A 20,831-nucleotide genomic window follows, 5' to 3' on the forward strand; every position below is an offset into this window, starting at 1 on the left:
CTTCTAGTGAGACCCCATCGGTCGATAACGCAAGAACTTGAAATATCGACATCGCTGAGACATGGGCACCTCAATGATCTCGTCGCCGTCGACAAGTAAGACATCTCTGGCATCGGCGTTAAAGAACCCGGCCGACTCAAAATAAGGGGTTTTGAAAACATGATCAGCATAATCGACCGGTTCTGGTCGTCGGATAATGCCCCCTCTGCCTCAAGCACTTCTTGAAGGTTATCAAGGGCTTTGGCCGCTTTTTTAACGAACTCTATAGGGTAAGGTTCTTTCCCATATTTCCGATAGAAGTTCCAGTAGTCTTTTCAGAGGAAGGTTTTCATTTCATGGGTCAAAACAGGTGCCGTGATCCCACTAATTGTGCCAACCATTATTGACTTAGGAGAACCTTTTCACTCATCACAAGCCATTAGCTTCATGGTTGTGTGGACGGTAGTTGACTGGCTACAGCAGATGATAGTTGAGTTGCCATTGTGTCAGCAGCACTCTGGCCAAACTTAATTTCTTGAACAGGAGCTGCTAACTCAATGCCCATCTTGTCAAGTCGTATTTGCAACTCTTTCAGCAATTCAATATACACAGTCCAATAGACATCTGTTTTAGTCCATGCCGACAAGCCGACACAAATGTGGTAATCGTAATGGCCATTCCAGGGAAACCAACCCGGTGCAGGATCCTCTAAAACTTGTGGATGCGAGGCAGCAAGCTCTATCCACATCTGGTAGATCTTGTCCAGATCCTGGGTGAACTTGACATAGATGTAAATCATCTGCTTCCGAATGTCTGAATGGGTGAAGTTAATGATGTCACCGCCCCAAACGGTATTATTCGGTAAAGTTACTACACTGCCATTAAAGGCTTTCAGCTTGGTACTGGCTAGGGAAATCGAGTCTACATACGCCCAGTATCCAGCAACTTTCACTTCATCACCCACATCAAAGGGTTTATTCACCAGCAGCATGAGCCCACTGGCAAAATTGCCTAAATTGCTTTGGAGCGCAAAAGCTAATACAAAACTCGCACCCCCAACCAGTGCCAAAATTGGACCTAAGCTCACCCCTAGTGATGCCAGTGCCAGCAGCGCACCGGTCACCAGCACACCGCGTTGAACCACCATGACGGCAAAATCACGAAATAGATTGGATGTTCCACCAATGCGAGTAAGCACGCGATCAATGACTCTAGCGAGTAAGCGAGAAACGATCACCGAGGCTAGTAAAATGCCGACAAATTTGGCAAGATTCAGCCCCCAGCGGAGTCCCCCTTCTTCTGATCTCAACCAGCTCACCAGTCGAACGCCCAGCCCCTCAGTATCAGTAATGTCAAGTTCAATACCACTGACAGCGTCAATGTATTTCCGATAGGAAGTGGTATCGCCACCCTTTTGGTCTAGGGCATCTAAAACCACGGTGAAGCGATCGACAAGCCCAGTTTGCTCCCCTTGCAAAGCGGTGACATTCACGACCAGTTGATTTTTTAAATCTGACTCGGCATCGGCCACGGCCTCAAGTTCCTCGGCCACACCTTCCAATTGCTCTCCAGAGTTTTCTGCCGCATCGGCGGCGTCTATATCCCCACCGGCTTGCACTTCGATCACTGAAGGTGCTTCAGTCTCAACGTTATCCCCATCGGCCTGCTCTTCTGCCGATTCAATATCAGCAGCAATTTTCTCTAGTGCTGATTCAGCCTCTTCAGACTGTATTGCTCCTTCCTCGGCGGCTTCCTCAGGTGCTAACCCTGCCTCAGAAATGGCCTCGGCAGCCTCCATTACTGCCGCCCTTGCCGATTCAACTGCTCCGGTTAGTTCCTGATGTTCGGGTGAGCCCGGAACGGCTTCTTCTAGTGCTTCCTCTGCTGATTCCAGGTCAATGAGAGCCTGGTCTAGGGCATCAATCCTCTCCGTAGCCACATCGTAGGCCGCCGATCCAGCCGTGAGGTCATCTCTTTCATTTCTCGCCTCTTCTAGAATTTGCCGAGCAGTGGCAATCTCTTCCTCACTCTCAGCTTCCTCCAGGGTTTCCCGTAGCGCTTCGTTCTCCTCTAGATCGTCACCGGTTTCAACGGCTTTCTCAACTGCCTGGTTGGCTTCCTGAAGAGATTGCTTTGCGGTTTCCAGTTGTTCGGCGGCTTTCTCATATTCGGAGGTCCCAGGCGAAGCTTCGGCCAGAGCTGCTTCCGCCTCAGCCAGAGCCGCTTCTGCCTCTGTCACCGCCTGGGCCGCTTCTTCCTGAGAGGCAATGGCCTCATTTTGGCGCTTGATGGCAATTTCGGTCTGACTAATTTCTTGAACTTTATCTTTCAGGATTAAGAACCAGGCGGCAGCTTCGACCTGTAATTCTTCCAGGGTCAAGGGTTTGAGAAATAACTCAAGCTGATCAATCGGGATTGTCAGATCTTCTACCGTAATCGCTGTGGCTGGATCAACATCTCCTACGATGGTGGATTCCACTAAAATAGATTGCTCTTCGGTAGATTCTGTTTCACCGTCCGCTTCTTGAGAAAAGGCGGGGAACCCGGAAACCGAGAAGATCGCAATAATACCCGTTGCAATTACTGCGTGAATTCTGACCAAAATAACTCTACGCATTATCTCAAAAATCCCTTGAACGTTAGACTGTTGCTAGCACAAAACTCGCTATCTGCGAGCACCCAAAAGAATCTGACCTTAACACCTTAGAGTAGTTAAAAACCTGGTGTAGATTAATTCTCTGATCGAAAAATTTCTCGATTAAAAAAATACCAGATCGCCTCTTTTGACTGGCTCACATATCTAATCAAAGCGGATGGGGAAAGTAAAGACGGAAAAGTCGGTTGCCAGCTATAAATAAGTAACATAGAGCACAAATAACTTAAGAATTTGACCTTTAAAAACTCAACTGCTGTTGAAAATATGTGCGATACACTTCACAACTGGAGACAGCCTGACAGCCTTTGACTGTTATGAGCCCAAGACTTTCTAGGCGATACATAGTAACGGCATCTAGTTCTACGCCATCTTCAGAAGAGATCACTTGTTTAAACGCGGTAGCTAGATTTTGTTCTACTCTCAAAAGAGCTAGATAGTTACGTAGATGAGTGCCATAAATCCCAGAGGGGGTCGAGGCTGTTTTGAGTAGGCTGGTAAGAGCTGTAGGCTGGGTAACAAGATGGTAGAGAAAAACATTGACCAGATATGGGTGTCCTCCCACCAAATCTAATAGGGCTTTCCCCAATGTATTATTACGCTGCTCTAGGCCATAGCGAGCAACTAATTCGGCCACTTGATCAGCCGTAAATCTGGGCAATTTAATGGCTTGACCAATATTGAAGGGCGATTGATTAATTTTTAATGGGACGTAAATTTCTGTAGAATGAACAATAACGATACGCAGGTTACGCCAAAGAAAGTTCCATCGAGCTTTTTCATGCCAGGAGCGCAATAGTGGAAAAAAATCTTGGGCTACTTTAGGATGCTCAATCAGTCTCTCAGCCGCACCAATAATTAGTACGATGGGTGTTTTTCTATTCTCTAGGAGATACTCCTGATAATAGAGTTCACTGCTGACCTTGTGTCCCATGGATGCATCCCAATAATCATCGAGTTTGGGTGGTAGATTTAGGGCTCGACTGGTTTGGGTGCAAAACCATTTTAGGAATGTGTCAATGCTGCTAAAAATGTCTTGATCAACGGTTTGCAAATCGAGATGTACCGTCTGATAGCTGTATTGGTGTGCGGATTGTATCAGACGAAACACCAGGGACGTTTTCCCCATTTTTCTGGGTGCTTTAATGCGCAGAAACCCACCAGGAAGCTGGATCTCTGAATGGGCTAAGTCTTCGCTGGGCAGACGCTTAATATACAGTGGAGATCCCGGTGGCAACGGCCCAGATGGGTATAGTGGTTGAATCGAGCTTGCACCTAGTTGTTTACTTAATGCTGGGGATGTAGTAGACGTTGTAGCTGGCGTTGAAGGTATAGAGACAGTTTTTAGATATTCGCGTAATACAAACAGCAAACTCTTTTTTGTGACCCGTTGTCCTAATGCTTGGGATATGGCGCGCCATAGCTTATAGCCTGTGTCTTTAAGGTGGGCATCTCCATACCCTGACTGCTTGGCCATTTGATCATAGGTTTGCTTATTCCATGTTTGCCCTAAAACAATCCGCTCCGCTGGAGTAAGTTTACGTTTAAGTAGGCACTCTTCGATGGCAAGAAGAACTGCATCAGGGTTCATAGAAGGTAAAAAGACAGGAGGCAATCTACAGGAAACTACCTAATATTTTCGCATAAAATATTAGGTCTCAAATAAATCATAAAGAGCTTTCCGACTTTTCCGACTTTTGGGTCAGGCATGTTCATACTTCGATACATTGATACATTCTTGATTTCTCAAATCTTTATAGCGATCTCGTCGAACAGATCTCATCGAACAATTTAAATACGGTAAGTGTAGTCGATAAATGCATTTTTAAGCACAGTAGGTTTTCTATGTTGTCTATAGATATTGATCGGCAAATTGTTGGACTGACTTAAAACTCACGCTCAATCTTTGCTGTCATCTATTAGGCAAAGGCTACGGATTGTTGTATTTTGTGGGATTTAATGTTTTAGACGGGAATGTGGGCCGTGAGTAATGAGTAGGATTTCAGCGATGACAATCATTTGATTGCTTTCTTCTTTTATCCCAATCTTGAATCCTGGTGAACCACTAGCAGTTCATGATTTCAGGCGTAGTGAATTCTCTCAAATTTTCTTCTGCTATACAGGTGTTCAGACTTTTCCGTCTTTTTTGCGAAAATTTATATAGCAGCCTTTTCTTAAAGGAATAATAATTCTGTCGGGTTAACTACATTACATTCATGACAATTATGCCAAAACATATAGGCAGAACTCTTGTGTATGCATAATGTTCTGTCTATTGTCATTGTGCAGTTCTAATACTTTTCTCCACCAGTAGCGTTTGTTACTGCTTTATCTATGATTTGCTGAGCTTCCTCCTTGAGGAGGCAACTTTAGATGTAGTGAATTTGTTACTCTTTTTTAATGGACGTTAGTTATCAAGCGTTAAGCGAGTTTCAGGCATTATTTTCAGTGCCTGGTAAATCTTGGCAGAGCGTGCGATCGCTATCCACCACGTCAACGTTTGTCCGCAAATAGTCAGCAATCCAGTCGCATGCATAGCTCAGCTCATTTAAGGCTAGTACTTTCTCCAGATTCCAATGGGTGATGTTGCCATCTTCAGCAACGGTCAATAATTCTCCATTGGGGCTAAACTTCACACTTTTGAAACCTGCTCCATTGCCATAGAGGGTTTTGATTTTGTTGCCATCTATAGACCATAGAACAAGGGTATTATCAGAGCCAGCGGTGGCTATCATTTGTCCATCAATACTGAAATCCACCCCGAATAGGCCATTCGTATGGCCATCAAAGGTCCTGACCAATGTGCCATCCCAGCGCCAAAGCTTAGCGGTTTGATCAACACTGGCGGTGATAAAAAATTGACCGTCAGGGCTGACCGATAGAGCAAAAATATCTGCACCATGGGCCTCAAGATTGTGGAGCAGCTCACCGTCTGTAGTATTCCAAATTTGAACGGTGCCTCCAGACCCTGATGAAACTAATTGCTGGCCATCTCGACTAAAGGCGACCCGATAGACGCGCCTCTGCTGGCCCTTCAAATGATGGATCAGTTGGCCATCAACGGTCCATATTCGGATGGAGCCATCTTCTGCACCAGCGGCAATGCGCTGACTATCAGGGCTAAAGGCAACATCCCACGACTGGAATTGGTGGCCTTCTAGATCTCGTAGAAACTGCCCATTCTGGGTCCATAGTTTTACAGTGCCAGTGGTGCCGACAGCGGCGATCATCTGTCCGTCTGGGCTAAAATCAAACCCAAACAGGGTCCCTTGCTCTGCTTCCAGGTCAGTCACAATGTTGCGTTCTGTATCCCAGACCAAAGGCCTAGAACTATCACCAGAGACAATTTTTTCACCACTGGGACTGATCGCAATATCCCACAAATCATCCCCCAGAAAGATAGTTTTGAGCAGAGGCGTTTCCCACTGTCTGAGTTCAGCCGTAGTGCCTGTCCCAGAGATGACAACAGAACGACTATCCGTGGGAGAAAAGTTTAAGTTGCGAATATCACCTGGGGTTTGGACAATGCGCCAGACAATTCCCTTTTTACCCCAAATACGCAGGGTTTGATCCAACCCTCCAGAGGCTAGAGTTCTGCCATCGGCGCTAAAAGCCAAATGCTCAATCCGTTTTGTATGCCCTTTCAAGGTTCTAGTGGCGTTTCCATTGGGCTGCCACAATTGAATGACGGCCTCGTCGCCTCCGGTTGCGACAGTGGCCTCTGTAGGGTTAAAGGCCACACTCCAAAGACTATTGCCTTTAGTCTCACCCCGCAGAGTACTCAGGAGTTGACCCGCAGACGACCAAAGTTTGGCCGTGTTATCCAGGCTCGCCGAAGCAATCGTCTGCTCGACTGGACTCACAGCCACCTGCCAAACCATTCCTTCATGTCCGCCCAGGGTGTAACGTAGGGTCCCATCTAGGTCCCAAACTTTCACCTGCTCATCAGCTCCACCAGAAACCAGAAAATCTCCCTTGGAGCTAAAGTCCAAATCCCAGGCTGCGCCTCCATGGGCCTCTATCGTTTGTAAGAGAGTGTTTGCATCTAAGTCCCACAGCTTTAGATGGCCGTCCAGATTGGTTGTCGCTAGCACAGGACGCTGGGGATGAAAGGCAACACCAAACGTGACGCTGCTATCTTCAAAGGTGTGCAGCAGTTGACCATCCTTGGCCCAAAGCTTGACCGTCGTATCTCCACTGGTAGTGGCAATCGATTCTCCATCAGGGCTGTAGGCAACCCCTAAAACCGGCCCCTGATGTCCTGACAATCGATTACGCTCACTCATCCAGTAAACAATTTGGTTTAGAGCGCGATCAGCCTCTGCTGTTAGTTCGGGATGGTCCCCCTGGAGCGTTTCAAGCTTACGCTTGGCTTTAATGGCATCGATCAAGGCCTCTAATTCATGGTGAGAGGCAAACTGTCCATCTGCTGATGAAATCAATGCTCGAATTTCATTGAGTCGGGCATCCTGTTCGCTTAAAAGGGCCGCTTGTTCACTGCCGACGGCTCGACGATATTGCCAAAAGGTGGCCAAACCCAAAAGTGACACGATGACCAATGCCCCAGAGGTTAGGCCCAAGAGAATTCGTTGCAGACGAGCCGTTTGCTTGGCGGCCTGTGCTTTTTCTAGCTGCCGGGCTCGCTGATTTTCTGCCTGCTCCTGGTCCTGGCTTGAAGATAAAAAACGATAATCTAAATCGCTGAGACTTTTACCCCGTGCCCAGACTTGAGCATCATGGAGTGCCTGCCCCCGTAGCAGTCGCGATTCGTCAGTTTGCTGCGAGGTTACCCAGGCATTAAACATTTCTGAATAGGGGCGCAAAGCGGTTAGCTGGCGCTGCACCCATTCCAGGGTAAAAACATTTTCATAAATTCGATTTTTGGCTTGGAGATGGCCATCGTGTCGCACCATCAGGCCGCTCAACAGTAAGTCAATTTGATCCCGGCTATCGTCAGTGGGAATGGCTTGCCCTTCTAGCCACTGTTGATACAGGCCGAGCAGACGGCCTGCAAGGTTGTCATCGTAGAGCAGTCGATCGCGAATCGTGCGCAGATGCTCTGGCTCATCTTGGGATTCCCAATGGGTCAGAATGCGATCGCGAACCACACTGTCTACCCAAAAGTGTTCCATCCCAGGGGGAATACTCAAGGGCTCCTTCAAAGCAGTTTGGCTAGACGCTACCAAAAGTTGACACACCTTCTGAGTCAAAAAGGGCTGTCCGCCAGTCCAATGCAGCACTGACTGCAAAATCGCTTGAGTATTGGGCGTTTGTATATTTAATCCCTGAGCAAGGGGCATGGCTTCTGCCAAACTAAAGCCCTTTAATACAATTGCTCGACCAATGTTGAACGGTGTACGCTGTTTATCCGCAATCAAATCCGTGGGAGTTGCCACCCCAAAAATGGCAAAGGTCAGTCGTTTATAATCTGGCTCAATGGTCCGTCGGTTATAGCAAAAGCGAATCAGCGCAAAAAAGTCATCAACGGAGAAGGGCAGATTTAGCAGACTGTCTACTTCATCGATAAAGAGAAACAATCGCTGCTCCGGGCACTGAACCAGCAGCATTTCTATAAACTGACTCAGAATTTGTGTGAAGGACAGATGACTGCGATCCTCCCACCAGATGCGGATGTCACGGGTGCGTAGGTGAAACTGCATTGCCAGGGTCCCCATCATGCCTCGGTACCACTGCGCCGGCGTAATGTGGTCGCTGCCAATGTTGGTCACATCTACTACCGCACAGCGATGTCCCTCTGCCTGCAAACGATGCCAATTGCGCACCATTAGAGACGACTTGCCCATTTGGCGAGAGTTAAACACGTAACAGAATTCGCCTGCTAACAATGCAGTGTAGAGATCTTTATCCGCCTGCCGTTCGATATAGGTGGGGGCATCAGAATCAAGACTGCCACCGATTTGATAGTAGTTAGCCATGGTTCTATTAAGACGGATTAACTGTTGTTATATCTTTGCAGAGGGTGCGATCGCTCTCCACCACGTCGATATTGGTCTGTAAATAATCCGCTATCCAGTTGCAGGCATATTCCAGCTCGTTCAATGCCAATATCTTCTCCAAGTTCCACAGGGTCAGTGTGCCGTCTTCCGTGGCAGTGACGAGCTCTCCTGTGGCGCTAAATTTCACACTTTTGAAGCCAGAATCTTTGCCGTATAGGGTCTTGATAGGTTTACCGTCTAGAGTCCACAGGGTAATCGTGTTATCAGCGCTGGCAGTAGCTACCATGTGTCCGTCAGGACTAAAATCCACCCCGAAAAGACCGGTGGTATGTCCTTCAAAGGTGCTGACCAATGTGCCATCCCATCGCCACAACCTAGCGGTACGATCGGCACTGGCAGAGGCAATGAACTGACCATCCGGACTTACTGCTAACCCAAAAATATCTGTATCGTGGGCTTCAATTGTATGGAGGCGATTCCCATCAGCGTTCCAAATCTGTAGCGTACCATCTGAACCTGCTGAGACGAAATTTTGATTGTCAGGGCTAAATGCTACACGATAAATGCGTTGTCCATCATGACCGTCTAGAGTCTGGATGAGGTCTCCTTCAACAGTCCATACTCGAATACTACCGTCTTCTGCACCAGCGACCACCCGTTGACTGTCAGCGCTAAAGGCAGCATCCCAAATCTGTAGTTGATGCCCCTCTAAATCTCTTAGGAAACGCCCCTCCTGGGTCCAAAGTTTAAGGGTGCCATTGTGTCCAGATGTTGCAATCATTTGGCCGTCTGGACTAAAGTCAAATCCAAACAGAATTGTGTCCGTTTGTAGGGTGGCAGCGATGTTTCGCTCGGTGTCCCAGACATTAACTGTTGAGCTATCGCCAGAGATGATTCGATCACCTTGAGGACTGATGGCAAGATCCCAAATCTCGTCATTTAGAAAAATGGTTTTGAGCAGCGGTGTTTCCCACTGTCTGAGTTGAGCAGTGTTCTGAGTTCCGGTTGTCACGATGGATTGCACATCGGTTGGAGAAAAGCTGAGTTCGCGGATATCTCCTGGAATTTGAAGAATACGCCAGGGACTGCCATCTGTGCCCCAAATCCAAAGGGTTCTATCCAGGCTTGCGGATGCGATCGTAGCACCATCAGCAGCGAAGGCCACGTCTTCAATGCGCTTTGTGTGCCCCTCCAAGGTTTTGCTAAGGTTGCCATCAAGGTTCCAGAGCTGTATCACTTCACCGTCACCACCGGTAGCTAGTAAGTTACCCATCGCATTAAAAGCCAAACTCCAAAGACTGCCACCGTCGAGGGGACCAGGTAATACACTTAAGAGTTCACCATCGGCAGTCCACACTTTGGCGGTATTATCCAAGCTGGCCGAGGCAATTGTTTGCTCAATTGCACCCACCGCAACTTGCCAAACCATGCTTTGATGCCCCGACAGCGTTTTGAGCAAATTTCCGTCTAGAGTCCATACCCTAGCGTGATGATCGGCTCCACCTGAGACTAAAAATTCTCCTGTGGGGCTAAAGGCCACACTCCAGGCAGCGCCTTCATGGGCTTGAATCGTTTGCAACAATGTTTTGGATTCGAGATGCCAAATTTGTAAGCTACCGTCCAAATTAGTTGCCGCTAGTAGGGGGAGATGGGGATGAAACGCGATACCAAAGGTAGTGGCATTACCTGCAAAGGTGTGTAGTAGTTGACCGTTCTTGGCCCAGAGCTTGACGGTTTGATCGCCACTCGCCGTTGCGATCAATTCTCCATCTGGACTATAGGTAACGCCCAAAACATGTCCTTCATGGCCTGACAGGCGATTGCGCTCACTCATCCAGTAGATAATCTGGTTAAGAGCCCGATCTGCTGCGACGGTCAACTCTGTAGGAGCTTGCTCAAGTTCCTGAAGTCGGCGTTTTGCCCTGATAGCATCGATCAGCGCTTCCAGTTCGTGGTGGGAGGCAAATTGCCCTTCTGCCGATGAAATTAGCGCCTGAACTTCGTTGAGGCGGGCGGTTTGTTCACTGGCGATCGCCCGCTGATATTGCAAAAATGCTGCCGCACCCAGCAGTGAAACGATTGCTAATGCCCCTGACGTGATGCCTAAAAGAATGCGTTGTAGACGGGTGGTCCGTTTGGCGGCTTCAGCCTTTTCGAGGTCTAGCGATCGCTGAATCTCAATCTGCTCCTGTTCTTGTCCCAGGGCCAAAAAGCGATAGTCTAAATCGCTGAGACTTTTTCCCCTGGCCCAGGTTTGGGCATCGTGCAGTGCCTGTCCCCGCAGCAATCGGGATTCATCAATCTGCTTTGAAGCCACCCAAGCGTTAAAGGCTTCCGAGTAAGGGCGGAGGGCGGTCAACTGCCGCTGTATCCACTCCAGATTAAAAACGGTTTCATAAATTCGATTTTTGGCACAGAGATTTCCCTGTTGCTGCACCATCAACCCGCTTAGCAATAGATCAATCTGATCGCGACTATCATCGGTGGGTATTGTTTGACCTTCTAACCAGCGCTGATAAATCCCGAGCAAGCGTCCTGTACGACGGTCATCATAGAGTAATCGGTCGCGAATGGTGCGCAAATGCTCAGGCTCATCCTGCGATTCCCAGTGGGTGAGAATTTGATCTCGTACTACACTGTCCACCCAAAACTTTTCCATCCCCAGCGGTATATTTAATGGGTCATTGACCGCTGTTTGACTAGAGGTAACTAATAACTGACAAACCTTCTGAGTCAAGAAGGGCTGTCCATTTGTCCAATTCAATACCTCTTGTAAAATGGCTTGGGTATTTTCGGTTTGAATCTTTAAGCCTTGGCCTAAGGATGCGGCTTCTTCGAGGCTAAATCCTGTGAGCATAATTGCTCGACCAATATTGAACGGTGTGCGTTGTTTGTCGGCAATCAAATCAGCCGGAGCCGCCACACCAAAAATGGCAAAGGTAAGCCTTTGGTAAGCTGGCTCCACCGTACGACGGTTATAACAAAAGCGGATGAGCGCAAAAAAGTCATCGACTGAAAACGGTAGATTCAGCAGACTATCCACTTCATCGATAAAGATAAATAACCGTTGGTCTGGACACTGAGCCAGTAACATATCAATAAACTGACTCAAAATTTGAGTCAACGATAAGTGGCTGTGTGCTTCCCACCAGCTCCGAATGTCTATTGTTTTTCGGAGACCAAACTGTAGTGCCAGGGTGCCCATCAGCCCCCTGTACCATTGTTCGGGGGTAATGTGATCACTGCCAATATTAGTAACATCGATAACGGCACAGCGATAGCCTTCTTCCTGTAGACGGTGCCAACTGCGCACCATAAGAGAAGATTTTCCCATCTGGCGAGAGTTGAATATGTAGCAAAAATCACCCGCTAACAGAGCGGAGTATAGCTCTTTATCCGCTTGTCGCTCAATGTAGGTGGGGGCTTGATAGTCAAGACTGCCTCCAATTTGATAGTAGTTGGCCATGATTAAGCTGGGCTAGAGGGGGAACACTGTCGCAGAGATTGCGATCGCTAGCTAAGACATTACGTTAGTACTCAAGTGATCCTTGAGCCAATCGCAGGCTTAGCTGAGTTCATTAAGTGTCAAGATTGTATCCAGACTTTCCATGGTTAACGTTCCATTTTCGGCAACGGTTGCTAGTAAATGTGGGTATTGCTGATCTTTGGGATAACGTTAGTTGTGAGACACCGTCAAATAGCAACGGTGCTAGGCTGGTGCATTCCCTAAATAAACAATCGCTAAATTTGCAACGAGACTAAGTGTTACATAGTTGAAACTGGAACTGTTGCTTTAGAGACTTTTTGTTCTCTCTCTCTCTAGTTTTATGATCTTGATTTAACAAGAATTTCCCATGGCTCTTATGGTCTTTAGTCTGCAATAGTCTTCTCCCTCAGTAGAGCTAGCAACAACATCCTTGCTGTCGCCATCTAGTGACACTAAACAACAATTGCTCGATTTGTTGTGTATGAAGATCTTGTGTGTTGTTTCTCTCAATTGTCACTATCGATCTTTATCGATCTTTTATGCCTGAACCACTGGTTCCATTCACTTCCAGGCAGACTGAATCGATGGAGTATAATCGAGCGAGCGATATGAAATAGTGTTTGTTGTGTGGCTGCACTCAGATTCGCTGGTGCAGCCACCCCAAAAATGGCCAAGGTAAAACGTCGATAGTCAGGCTCCACTGCCTGCTAAGGGACTGCACAAAAATAAAACCCCGGTTGGGGCTGTCGATGGGTGGATGAGTGATGGGTAATGGGGTAATTATTTAAGCGCAAGCGTCTAACACACTGTTACTGCTGAGTAGTGGTTATCAATACACCTAATCTACCTGTCTGGCTTTTTGCAGTAGACTCTCGCTATTTGAGCGATAAGCACTCACCCTATCCTGAGCAATTTGATAGCGCTCATCAGCCACTGGCACTTCCGCCATTAGATCAGAGGCTTGCTGCCAGCGGGCGGCTAATGCTAGCCAATCAGATGACGTCTCTGCCGTTGAACCATCCTTAGCAGCTTGCTCAGCAATGCGAACGGCTCGGGCAAACGAATCATAGGATTCAGGTAGAGGCAGATGAGCCGAGGCTGTTTGCTCTGAAGAGTCAGCAACTGAAGGAGCCGTTGCCAACCGTTTATAAGCCCAAGCAGTGATACCAATTAGTAAGAGAGCAACGGATAGACCGCCAATAATGTTGCCAAGAAACGACTTACGCTGCCGCAGATCAGACTTAGAAGCTCCCTCTGGCATGTCCGTTCGTAATTTAGGACGCCTTAGATCACGCAGGGTGCGCTTAAACCAATGGGGTTGCTTGAGGATAATCGTTTCTGCCCAAAGCAGATGATTATCAGGGTCGCGGCTAATTTCTTCAAGCCAGAGTAGCTGCTGTTCTTGGACAAGGCGACTATTAATTTTGACTCGCCGAATTCGGCGAGGGGCAATATTTTCTAGAATATTTCGAATATTTTCAACGACCACCGATTTCTCAAGCTGCTCATTGGTGGGAGCTTCACACAAAAGTTGAAGCACATTATCGACAAAGACAGCACGAGTACGGATGCCGTTGTTTGCTAACCGATCGTTAAGAATTTGAATAATGGCCGCTACGCTGCCGTCTTGGGCTTGCCCAAAGACATCATTGATATCAGTAAGTGTAGTAGTATACATGCAAATAGTCTCCAAGAGACCATCACTACAATCATCCCAGAGTGGTAGAACACCTGGTTACAGCTGACATCTAGTTGCACAAGATGTTCCAGGTGCTGGGCATTAAGGTTACCTCAAAAATGTCATAGCTATCCAATTTGCTCCGGAATTTCCGTATATATATGGATAGCCTGCAAAAAATTGAGTGCCTTGATGGTTCAAGTATTCTGCCCTAGATGGGGAGTTTCATTAAACTTTAAAATTTTCCAGCACTCTGAGTTATGCTGACGGTCTTTAGTCAGATCCGGATTAAGTAGCCAGAACTCAAATAGGGCGGTGTGGCGAATGGGAATTTGCCAGGTGCGATCGCACCCTAAAATCACCCTGATCAGCTGCTGCATAAAGCCCCCATGGGTCACCATCCAAACCCAATCACCTGGTTGATGGCGCTGCCACAGGGTTTGATACCAGTTTGCCGCCCGTTGATAAGCTGCCACTAACGTTTCGGCTTCAGGTACGGGCTGATAATCTAACGTTTTTGTTAACGCCTCACAGATCTGGGGATAACGGTTACTCGCCTCAGCCCAAGTTAACCCTTGAAAAATTCCCTGGTGTAGCTCTTGTAGGGCGACTTCATACTGGATGGGGCGTTCAATTAATGCGTCTAAATAAACCGCCGTCTCAACCGCCCGCTGTAACGGACTGCTGTAAATGCAGACAGGGTCAGGTTGATATTCCTGTAAATACGCTGCCAACTGACGAGCCTGCCATTGACCCGTAGCAGATAGAGCCGTAGACATTTGCCCTTCTAAACGGCCCTCTAGATTCCCAAGTGATTCACCGTGCCGAACCAGCAGTAACTTCAGATACTCAGCCATCCCTTATCTTGCAGCGCTTGACTCAATACTCGTGAAGTATAGGGATATATGAATTACCAACAAAGCTAAAAAATCGCCCATAAAGCGGTTGCGAGGAAACGTTTACAATATAGGCGTCTTCAACCATGCAACTAAATCCATGCTGCTCAAGTCCACCACACGTCATATCCATATCTTTGCGGCAGACATTGAGAACAATGAGCTTGTACCGAGTGAGAATCAACTGACGTTAGACGTTGATCCCGACAACGAGTTTAATTGGCCTGATGAGGCTCTGCAGCAGATTTATAAAGAATTTGATCGATTAGTTGAAGCCGCCACCGGGGAAGCACTTACCGATTACAACTTACGTCGCATCGGCTCTGATCTTGAGCATTTTGTGAGAACGTTGCTGCAATCAGGTCAAATTAGCTACAACCTGAGAAGTCGGGTACTCAACTATAGTATGGGCTTACCCCGCGTGGTATCTGAGAGTGATTAAGTGTCCAAACCCTGAATGTCAGGTCATTAATCCAGAGGGCAACGAGCATTGCACCTCCTGTCAAACTTTTTTGCCCCACCGTTACCTATGGGCCGTGGGACAGGGGAAGTTGGCTCTTGACCATCTGGATAAACGCTATGCCTGGCAGCATCAGCAGATTGTGCTAGATACTGAGCCTGGAATTCCTCCGGTATCACCGGAACCTGTTCCAGCTCATATTTGGCCATATTTGATACTGGCCTCCCACGGACTACATGTGCCCCAACCCTATGCCCTGCTCAACAAAGGCACAGGGCGTGAGATGTTGCTTTTAGATGCAGCCGCCATTGCTGCTGAACCGGGTGATAACCAGCCTAAACTGCTGCCTACCCTCATGAAGGAATGGCCGATGGCTTCACCCCTGAGGCAGCTGAACTGGCTGTGGCAAATAGCAGGTTTATGGTCAGACTTTACCGAGCAACAAGTCGCTAGCAGTCTGCTATCTAAGACGCTTTTACGGGTTCATGGTTCGTTGGTGCGGCTGCTGGAGCTGAGCAATGATTTGCAGGCGGTCACACTTAGTGATTTAGGAAAATTTTGGCAATCACTGGTCCCTGAGGCGCAACCCTCGATTCGAGAGTTTTTCGAAAGTCTGTGTGACCAACTTACGACTGGCAAGATTAAGACACCAGAGGTCTTGGGAGCTTGTCTGGACCAGGCAATTGCGGTGACAACTAAAGGCTATCAGGCGGACTATAGTCTGTCAGTACTGACCGATCAAGGGCCTAGTCGCAAGCGTAATGAAGATGCTTGCTATCCAGCCAGTGGGACGAACCAAACCCATGCTGCTGGACCTAATAGTAAGCGCCGCAGTCAGCAACCCCTGTTGCTACTGGTCTGTGATGGAATTGGTGGGCACGAAGGTGGAGATGTGGCCAGCCAGCTTGCGATCGCAACGATTCAACAACAACTGGCCCCGCTGTTAGATGAACTGGCCCATCAGCCCCAGCATGACCCCGTAGCAGTCAACCTGGCCATTGAACAAGCTATTGGTGTCGCTAATGACAATATCTCTGAGCATAATGACCGGGGGCAACGTCAGGCTCGCGATCGCATGGGCACCACCTTGGTCATGGCGCTGATTGTCGGTGCCCAAATTTACATTGCCCATGTGGGCGATAGCCGCGCCTACCGCATCAGTGCTAACAGCTGCCGCCAGATAACCTTTGATGATGATGTAGCAGCTCGCGAAGTCCGCCTGGGATATGGATTCTATGCTGATGTGGTGAATCGCCCAGCCACAGGAGCATTGATTCAGGCTTTAGGCATGGGACATTCCACTGCACTCCATGTAGCCATAAAGCGCTTAATCCTTGACGATGACATCGTTTTGCTCCTGTGCTCCGATGGATTAAGTGACTATGATCGGGTTGAACAATCTTGGCACACCCATCTATTACCAGTACTAACAGGCCAATCAAAGCCTGCCACAGCTGCTACTAACCTGGTCAAGCTCGCCAATTCCTATAACGGTCATGACAACGTCACCGTTGGAGTAGTTGCAGGTCGCGCCCAAGCCTTAAAACCACCTAGGGTACCGATACCGTCCCCCAATCAACTAGCCTTTTCTGTCCCAACCCAGTCTCAACGAACGGTAGCCTCCTCCCAGGCAACGGTAATTGCTAGAGAGGCCCCCCCTGCGGTCCAACCCATCAAGAAAAAGTCGAGCCTATGGCCAGTTTTACTCGGGCTAGTGGCCATTCTTGGTACAGCAACCACGTTGACCATGGTGTTTTTTAGGGAGCTTTCCATTAGCTCAGAAACTGGAGTTCCCGAAACTATTCAGGAGGAAACTGGTCAAGAAACACAGACAGTAGGTATTTCTGACGATGAGCTGACCAATCCACTTTTAACGCCAGGAAGCTATTTACAATTGAGTCAACCCGTTGAGCTGGTGGCGGTTCCCCAAACCCCCGAGGACGATAATAGTGATCAACTGGGACAACTTACGGATGGTGCCATTGTCCAAGTTTTAACCCGACAGGAGCCAGCGGCTGATCAATCCCGCTGGGTCAAGCTAAAAGTTTGTGCTGTTCCTGCGGTTGGTCAGTCTACTGACCAACCGCCAACCAGCACCGAAGAAACTGGACCACGTACCAGTGAATTAGATCCAGCTAATTCCAATTCAGTTGTCACAACCCCTGGAACCATTCCACTAACTTCCGGAGAAGAAGGCTGGGTGCTAGAAGCAGAGTTGGCGCAAATTGCTCGCACTGCTGAGGTACTCAACTGCCCTCCCGAATAGGTGTGTATTGTATTTTTACTGTGGCAGGACGTTTATGACCGCTTCTATGTCATCTTCTTCAGAGTCACTTTGTCTATGGCTTGCATTGGATCGGCTCACGGCAGCTGATCCAGAACATTACGCTATTTGGGTGCTCAAGTCTCCATTTCCCAGTGGCCATGTGCATCATGACCGGATTTGGAACCATACCTTATCCCAAGCCTGGCAAACCTGGCAGTCAATGTTTTCGTTACGCGGTTTGCCCCAGGTTCCCCACATACCCTCCGCCTATGTACCCCAATTATTGCTAGACGAGAACAATGATTTGTCCAAGTCTAGTCAGACCAATAGCTACAGCAGTCGGTTAATGCAGCACCTGGGGCTTAATCTTTGGCAGTGGCTGTTTGATGGTCCCGTCCAAAGTAGCCTGGACCACAGCTGCGGTATTGCTCAAGGTCAAAGCACGGTCATGCGCTTGCGGTTAGAAATACGAGATCCAGAACTGATCAGCGTGCCCTGGGAAATTATGCAGTCCCAACCCGGACGTCCGGCAGTGGCGCTTAACCAGCAGATCTTGTTTAGTCGCACCACCAGTGACGTTGATCCCTTAGCTGATTGGGGCTTGGACAATGGGCTGAAAATATTATTGGTTGTCGGTCATGACGATGGGGGGGCGTCAGACGATCGGGCTGCAGCCACCCTGAGTCTTGAGAAAGAAGCCGATCTGCTCAAAAACATTCTGGAAAGCAGAGCCGACTCCAGACCCGGTCGCCGGGTGGTGCGTCAGGTAGATGTGCTGCTACAGCCTTCGCCAGCAGAGCTTGTACAACATTTAGAGCGCTATCGTTACAATGTCTTTTTCTACGCTGGCCATGGCATCCCTGCGCCCGATGGTGGCCTCTTGTTTCTCCAGCCCAATGCCACCCTCAACGGTACAGAGCTAGCCCAGGTGCTCACCCGCTGTCGTGTGAAGCTAGCTGTATTCAATACCTGCTGGGGTGCCCAGCCCGAATGCAGCGGCCAGCAGGCCATTCCCCGCAGCAGCCTGGCAGAGGTCTTACTGCACCATGGTGTCCCCGCTGTATTGGCGATGCGGGATTCCATTGCGGATGAGGAAGCTCTGAGCTTTATTCAGAAATTTGCCCAAGCATTAGCCGAGCGGAAACCTGTGGATGAAGCGGTTGCGATCGCACGTCAGCACTTGCTAACACTCTACAAATTCAATCAACCCGCATGGACCTTGCCCGTGCTCTACATGCACCCCGACTTTGATGGGGAGCTACTCACCCCCATGCCCACAGACATTACCCGTCTCCCAGGCGATTCCGGCATTGGTGGCCGTGCTGCTGCCCACACCATCAGCATTCGTGAAATTGGTGGCGATGGCAAAGTATGGCCAATTTATCGAGGTTTAATGCGCGTGGGACGTCTGCCCGACAATGATCTGGTCATAGGAGAACCCTGGGTATCTAGCAAGCACGCTGAAATTTTCTATCGTCGTGCCACTGCTGCGGAAGAAGCCTCAGAACCCACCTACTTTTTGCGGGACTTCTCACGTTATGGCACCTACTATCTCAGTGACGAAGGATGGCAGCAAATCCATCGCCAAGAAATTCCCCTATCATCAGGCACACAATTGCGTTTTGGTAGCTCAGATGGCTGTTTGCTAGAATTTTTAATCGAGCCCACTGGAGAGACCTAGAACTCCCATAATTTGGTCAATCTCAGAGCTGCTTTTAGACAAAATTTCGATGTTTGGGTATACGAACTTACGTCTTTTAGCGTAAGTTTGCCGTAAGTTCAATAATTAGATGCGGAACACTTGGAATCAAGCCTGTATCCTCTTCCTGTCACAGCTCAATGAACTTATGGGAGGGTAAAACTACCATGGTCAACCACAAAAATTCTTCTTCGAAGCAACATCTATCTGCAGAAAATCTAGCTCAGCAGGAAATGCTGCAGTCAATTTTGGCACTTCAAGAACCTTATCCATGGACCCCTGCAGAATCATCGAATTATTTTGCAGAGGCTACTGCTGCTGGTGATGAGCTAGCACTGTCAGATGAGGAAGCCAAGATTGGTTGGCAAGCATTCTCAGCTCAACTAGATGCATTTTGGGGTGGAACATCTATCCAAGCAGCTTTAGCCCAGCGTTTTGCTAGTCGTCTATCTAAAGACGTGATTAATCAAATCACGGCCAAAGCCACTCAAGTGGTCAATACCGGTCGCCCTCTAGCAGAGCAGCTAATTACCTGTGTTCGCGACACTCTCACTGGATGGGATGATGCCGATCTGCAAGTTATGGCCCGTCCTTTAGCTCACGCCATGCGTGGTCAAGAGGAAATATTGGATGCCACCATTAACTCAGTGCGTGACATCGAATGGGAATCCCTATCATCGATGGAACAAGCCCGTATTAGCCTAGCAGCAGCTAGATGGGCCATTGACTATGTCACTACTGAACAAAAATAAATAACTGACCCTAGCACGATCTATAGAAACATCTAAGGGGTGACGTATAGTCATCAAGCTTCCCTTTTGTTCAGAAGTGTTCGCTTACCCTTGGTACGCCTATGCAGCTGATGGGCATGCTTGATTCTCCCTATGTCAGGCGGGTGGCAATGTCCCCAGCCTGCTATTTACCCACGCAGTCGGATATTACTGTCGCTGTGGCCTGGTGGTTTACCCAGCTATACATAGCTGACGTCAATCAACCCCGCAAATTACCCAAAGCTTGCAGCCTTCTCTGCCAACGCTGAAAAGTTACCAGAGTTTGCCTCCACACCGGTAGAGTAAAGTTTTGAATTTTGAGTTAGCTCCCAGGCTACTCTGAGAGGAGTGGCACTCGGTTAACCAACTCAAAACTCAGCACTTAACACTCAAAACTGGCAACAGATGGGGCAAAGCTTTCCTAAGGTAAAAATCATTGCGGTCGGCAAAATTAAAAAGGACTGGCTCAAAGACGGTATTGGTCTATATATTCAGCGGCTACCCGAAATTGAGTTCCTGGAAATCAAAGATACTGACCCAGATACTGAAGCAACCAAGGTACTCGGTGTACTGAAGACCTATGACAAACTGATCGTGCTCTCAGAGGACGGGAAGCATTACGATTCAGTTGCCTTTAGCCAGTGGTTAGGTCAAGAAGCTTCTGGTGCATTGGTATTCTTTATTGGTGGTCCTAATGGAGTTAGCTACCATCTCAAGCACAAGGCTTATCAGGTACTGAGCTTATCGGCGATGACATTCCCCCATGAAGTCGCAAGATTATTGTTGTTAGAACAGCTGTATCGCGGTAAGACTATCCTGCAAGGCGGCAGCTATCACAAGTAATGCATCACTACCTGAAGTGCAGCACTTCACCCGATAATTGTCGTGCCGGTCTCTGTTAAGTACCGGTAAAGACTACGTGTTTTGTCAGAACATTTCCTCGAATTGACTATCTAGCGTCACGTCTGTGACTCAATCTATAGTAT

12 protein-coding genes are annotated in these 20,831 nt (G+C 48.3%); 6 read left to right on the forward strand and 6 right to left on the reverse strand.

The window, feature by feature from the left end; genetic code table 11:
- Positions 1 to 424: 424 nt before the first annotated feature.
- From U2F10_RS27805 to U2F10_RS27830, 6 genes are all read right to left on the reverse strand, one after another.
- Positions 425 to 2,596 (reverse strand): mechanosensitive ion channel family protein, encoded by a 2,172-nt coding sequence (locus U2F10_RS27805; protein ID WP_499873905.1) that lies wholly within the window; start codon positions 2,594 to 2,596, stop codon positions 425 to 427.
- 277 nt (positions 2,597 to 2,873) lie between these two features.
- Positions 2,874 to 4,223: an AAA-like domain-containing protein gene (locus U2F10_RS27810; protein ID WP_499873906.1), complete on the reverse strand. Its 1,350-nt coding sequence runs from the start codon at positions 4,221 to 4,223 to the stop codon at positions 2,874 to 2,876.
- An 841-nt stretch (positions 4,224 to 5,064) separates the two neighbouring features.
- Positions 5,065 to 8,568, reverse strand: a complete 3,504-nt coding sequence (locus U2F10_RS27815; protein WP_499873907.1) for an AAA-like domain-containing protein — start codon at positions 8,566 to 8,568, stop codon at positions 5,065 to 5,067.
- Between the two features lie 7 nt (positions 8,569 to 8,575).
- Positions 8,576 to 12,055: an AAA-like domain-containing protein gene (locus U2F10_RS27820; protein WP_163663663.1), complete on the reverse strand. Its 3,480-nt coding sequence runs from the start codon at positions 12,053 to 12,055 to the stop codon at positions 8,576 to 8,578.
- Positions 12,056 to 12,914: 859 nt separating this feature from the next.
- Entirely contained in the window at positions 12,915 to 13,754 is an 840-nt protein-coding gene (locus tag U2F10_RS27825) for a hypothetical protein (RefSeq protein ID WP_163663661.1), read from the reverse strand.
- Positions 13,755 to 13,951: 197 nt separating this feature from the next.
- Positions 13,952 to 14,611 (reverse strand): histidine phosphatase family protein, encoded by a 660-nt coding sequence (locus U2F10_RS27830; RefSeq protein ID WP_163663659.1) that lies wholly within the window; start codon positions 14,609 to 14,611, stop codon positions 13,952 to 13,954.
- A 139-nt stretch (positions 14,612 to 14,750) separates the two neighbouring features.
- Here U2F10_RS27830 and U2F10_RS27835 point away from each other — a divergent pair, with 139 nt between their 5' ends.
- From U2F10_RS27835 to U2F10_RS27860, 6 genes are all read left to right on the forward strand, one after another.
- A complete protein-coding gene (locus U2F10_RS27835) occupies positions 14,751 to 15,092 on the forward strand; it encodes an NAD(P)H-quinone oxidoreductase subunit M (protein ID WP_163663657.1) in 342 nt (113 codons plus the stop codon).
- Positions 15,085 to 17,376: a protein phosphatase 2C domain-containing protein gene (locus tag U2F10_RS27840; protein ID WP_163663655.1), complete on the forward strand. Its 2,292-nt coding sequence runs from the start codon at positions 15,085 to 15,087 to the stop codon at positions 17,374 to 17,376. The genes U2F10_RS27835 and U2F10_RS27840 overlap by 8 nt, the downstream gene beginning before the upstream one ends.
- A gap of 46 nt (positions 17,377 to 17,422) precedes the next feature.
- Positions 17,423 to 19,057 carry a CHAT domain-containing protein gene (locus U2F10_RS27845; protein WP_250564909.1) on the forward strand — a complete coding sequence of 545 codons (1,635 nt, stop codon included), beginning with the start codon at positions 17,423 to 17,425 and terminating at the stop codon, positions 19,055 to 19,057.
- A gap of 185 nt (positions 19,058 to 19,242) precedes the next feature.
- Positions 19,243 to 19,827, forward strand: a complete 585-nt coding sequence (locus U2F10_RS27850; RefSeq protein ID WP_163663652.1) for a hypothetical protein — start codon at positions 19,243 to 19,245, stop codon at positions 19,825 to 19,827.
- 101 nt (positions 19,828 to 19,928) lie between these two features.
- Positions 19,929 to 20,114 (forward strand): hypothetical protein, encoded by a 186-nt coding sequence (locus U2F10_RS27855; RefSeq protein WP_163663650.1) that lies wholly within the window; start codon positions 19,929 to 19,931, stop codon positions 20,112 to 20,114.
- A 136-nt stretch (positions 20,115 to 20,250) separates the two neighbouring features.
- Positions 20,251 to 20,688, forward strand: a complete 438-nt coding sequence (locus tag U2F10_RS27860; RefSeq protein WP_499062169.1) for a 23S rRNA (pseudouridine(1915)-N(3))-methyltransferase RlmH — start codon at positions 20,251 to 20,253, stop codon at positions 20,686 to 20,688.
- The last annotated feature ends 143 nt before the right edge of the window (positions 20,689 to 20,831 follow it).

Source organism: Leptothoe sp. EHU-05/26/07-4, from assembly GCF_043421015.1.
GTDB classification, from domain to species: domain Bacteria; phylum Cyanobacteriota; class Cyanobacteriia; order Phormidesmidales; family Phormidesmidaceae; genus Leptothoe; species Leptothoe turfae.

Bases quoted from the DNA above. Each gene is read 5' to 3' on its own strand.
- U2F10_RS27805 (WP_499873905.1), bottom strand. From the start codon at position 2,596: ATGCGTAGAGTTATTTTGGTCAGAATTCACGCAGTAATTGCAACGGGT.
- U2F10_RS27810 (WP_499873906.1), bottom strand. From the start codon at position 4,223: ATGAACCCTGATGCAGTTCTTCTTGCCATCGAAGAGTGCCTACTTAAA.
- U2F10_RS27815 (WP_499873907.1), bottom strand. From the start codon at position 8,568: ATGGCTAACTACTATCAAATCGGTGGCAGTCTTGATTCTGATGCCCCC.
- U2F10_RS27820 (WP_163663663.1), bottom strand. From the start codon at position 12,055: ATGGCCAACTACTATCAAATTGGAGGCAGTCTTGACTATCAAGCCCCC.
- U2F10_RS27825 (WP_163663661.1), bottom strand. From the start codon at position 13,754: ATGTATACTACTACACTTACTGATATCAATGATGTCTTTGGGCAAGCC.
- U2F10_RS27830 (WP_163663659.1), bottom strand. From the start codon at position 14,611: ATGGCTGAGTATCTGAAGTTACTGCTGGTTCGGCACGGTGAATCACTT.
- U2F10_RS27835 (WP_163663657.1), top strand. From the start codon at position 14,751: ATGCTGCTCAAGTCCACCACACGTCATATCCATATCTTTGCGGCAGAC.
- U2F10_RS27845 (WP_250564909.1), top strand. From the start codon at position 17,423: ATGTCATCTTCTTCAGAGTCACTTTGTCTATGGCTTGCATTGGATCGG.
- U2F10_RS27850 (WP_163663652.1), top strand. From the start codon at position 19,243: ATGGTCAACCACAAAAATTCTTCTTCGAAGCAACATCTATCTGCAGAA.
- U2F10_RS27855 (WP_163663650.1), top strand. From the start codon at position 19,929: ATGCAGCTGATGGGCATGCTTGATTCTCCCTATGTCAGGCGGGTGGCA.
- U2F10_RS27860 (WP_499062169.1), top strand. From the start codon at position 20,251: ATGGGGCAAAGCTTTCCTAAGGTAAAAATCATTGCGGTCGGCAAAATT.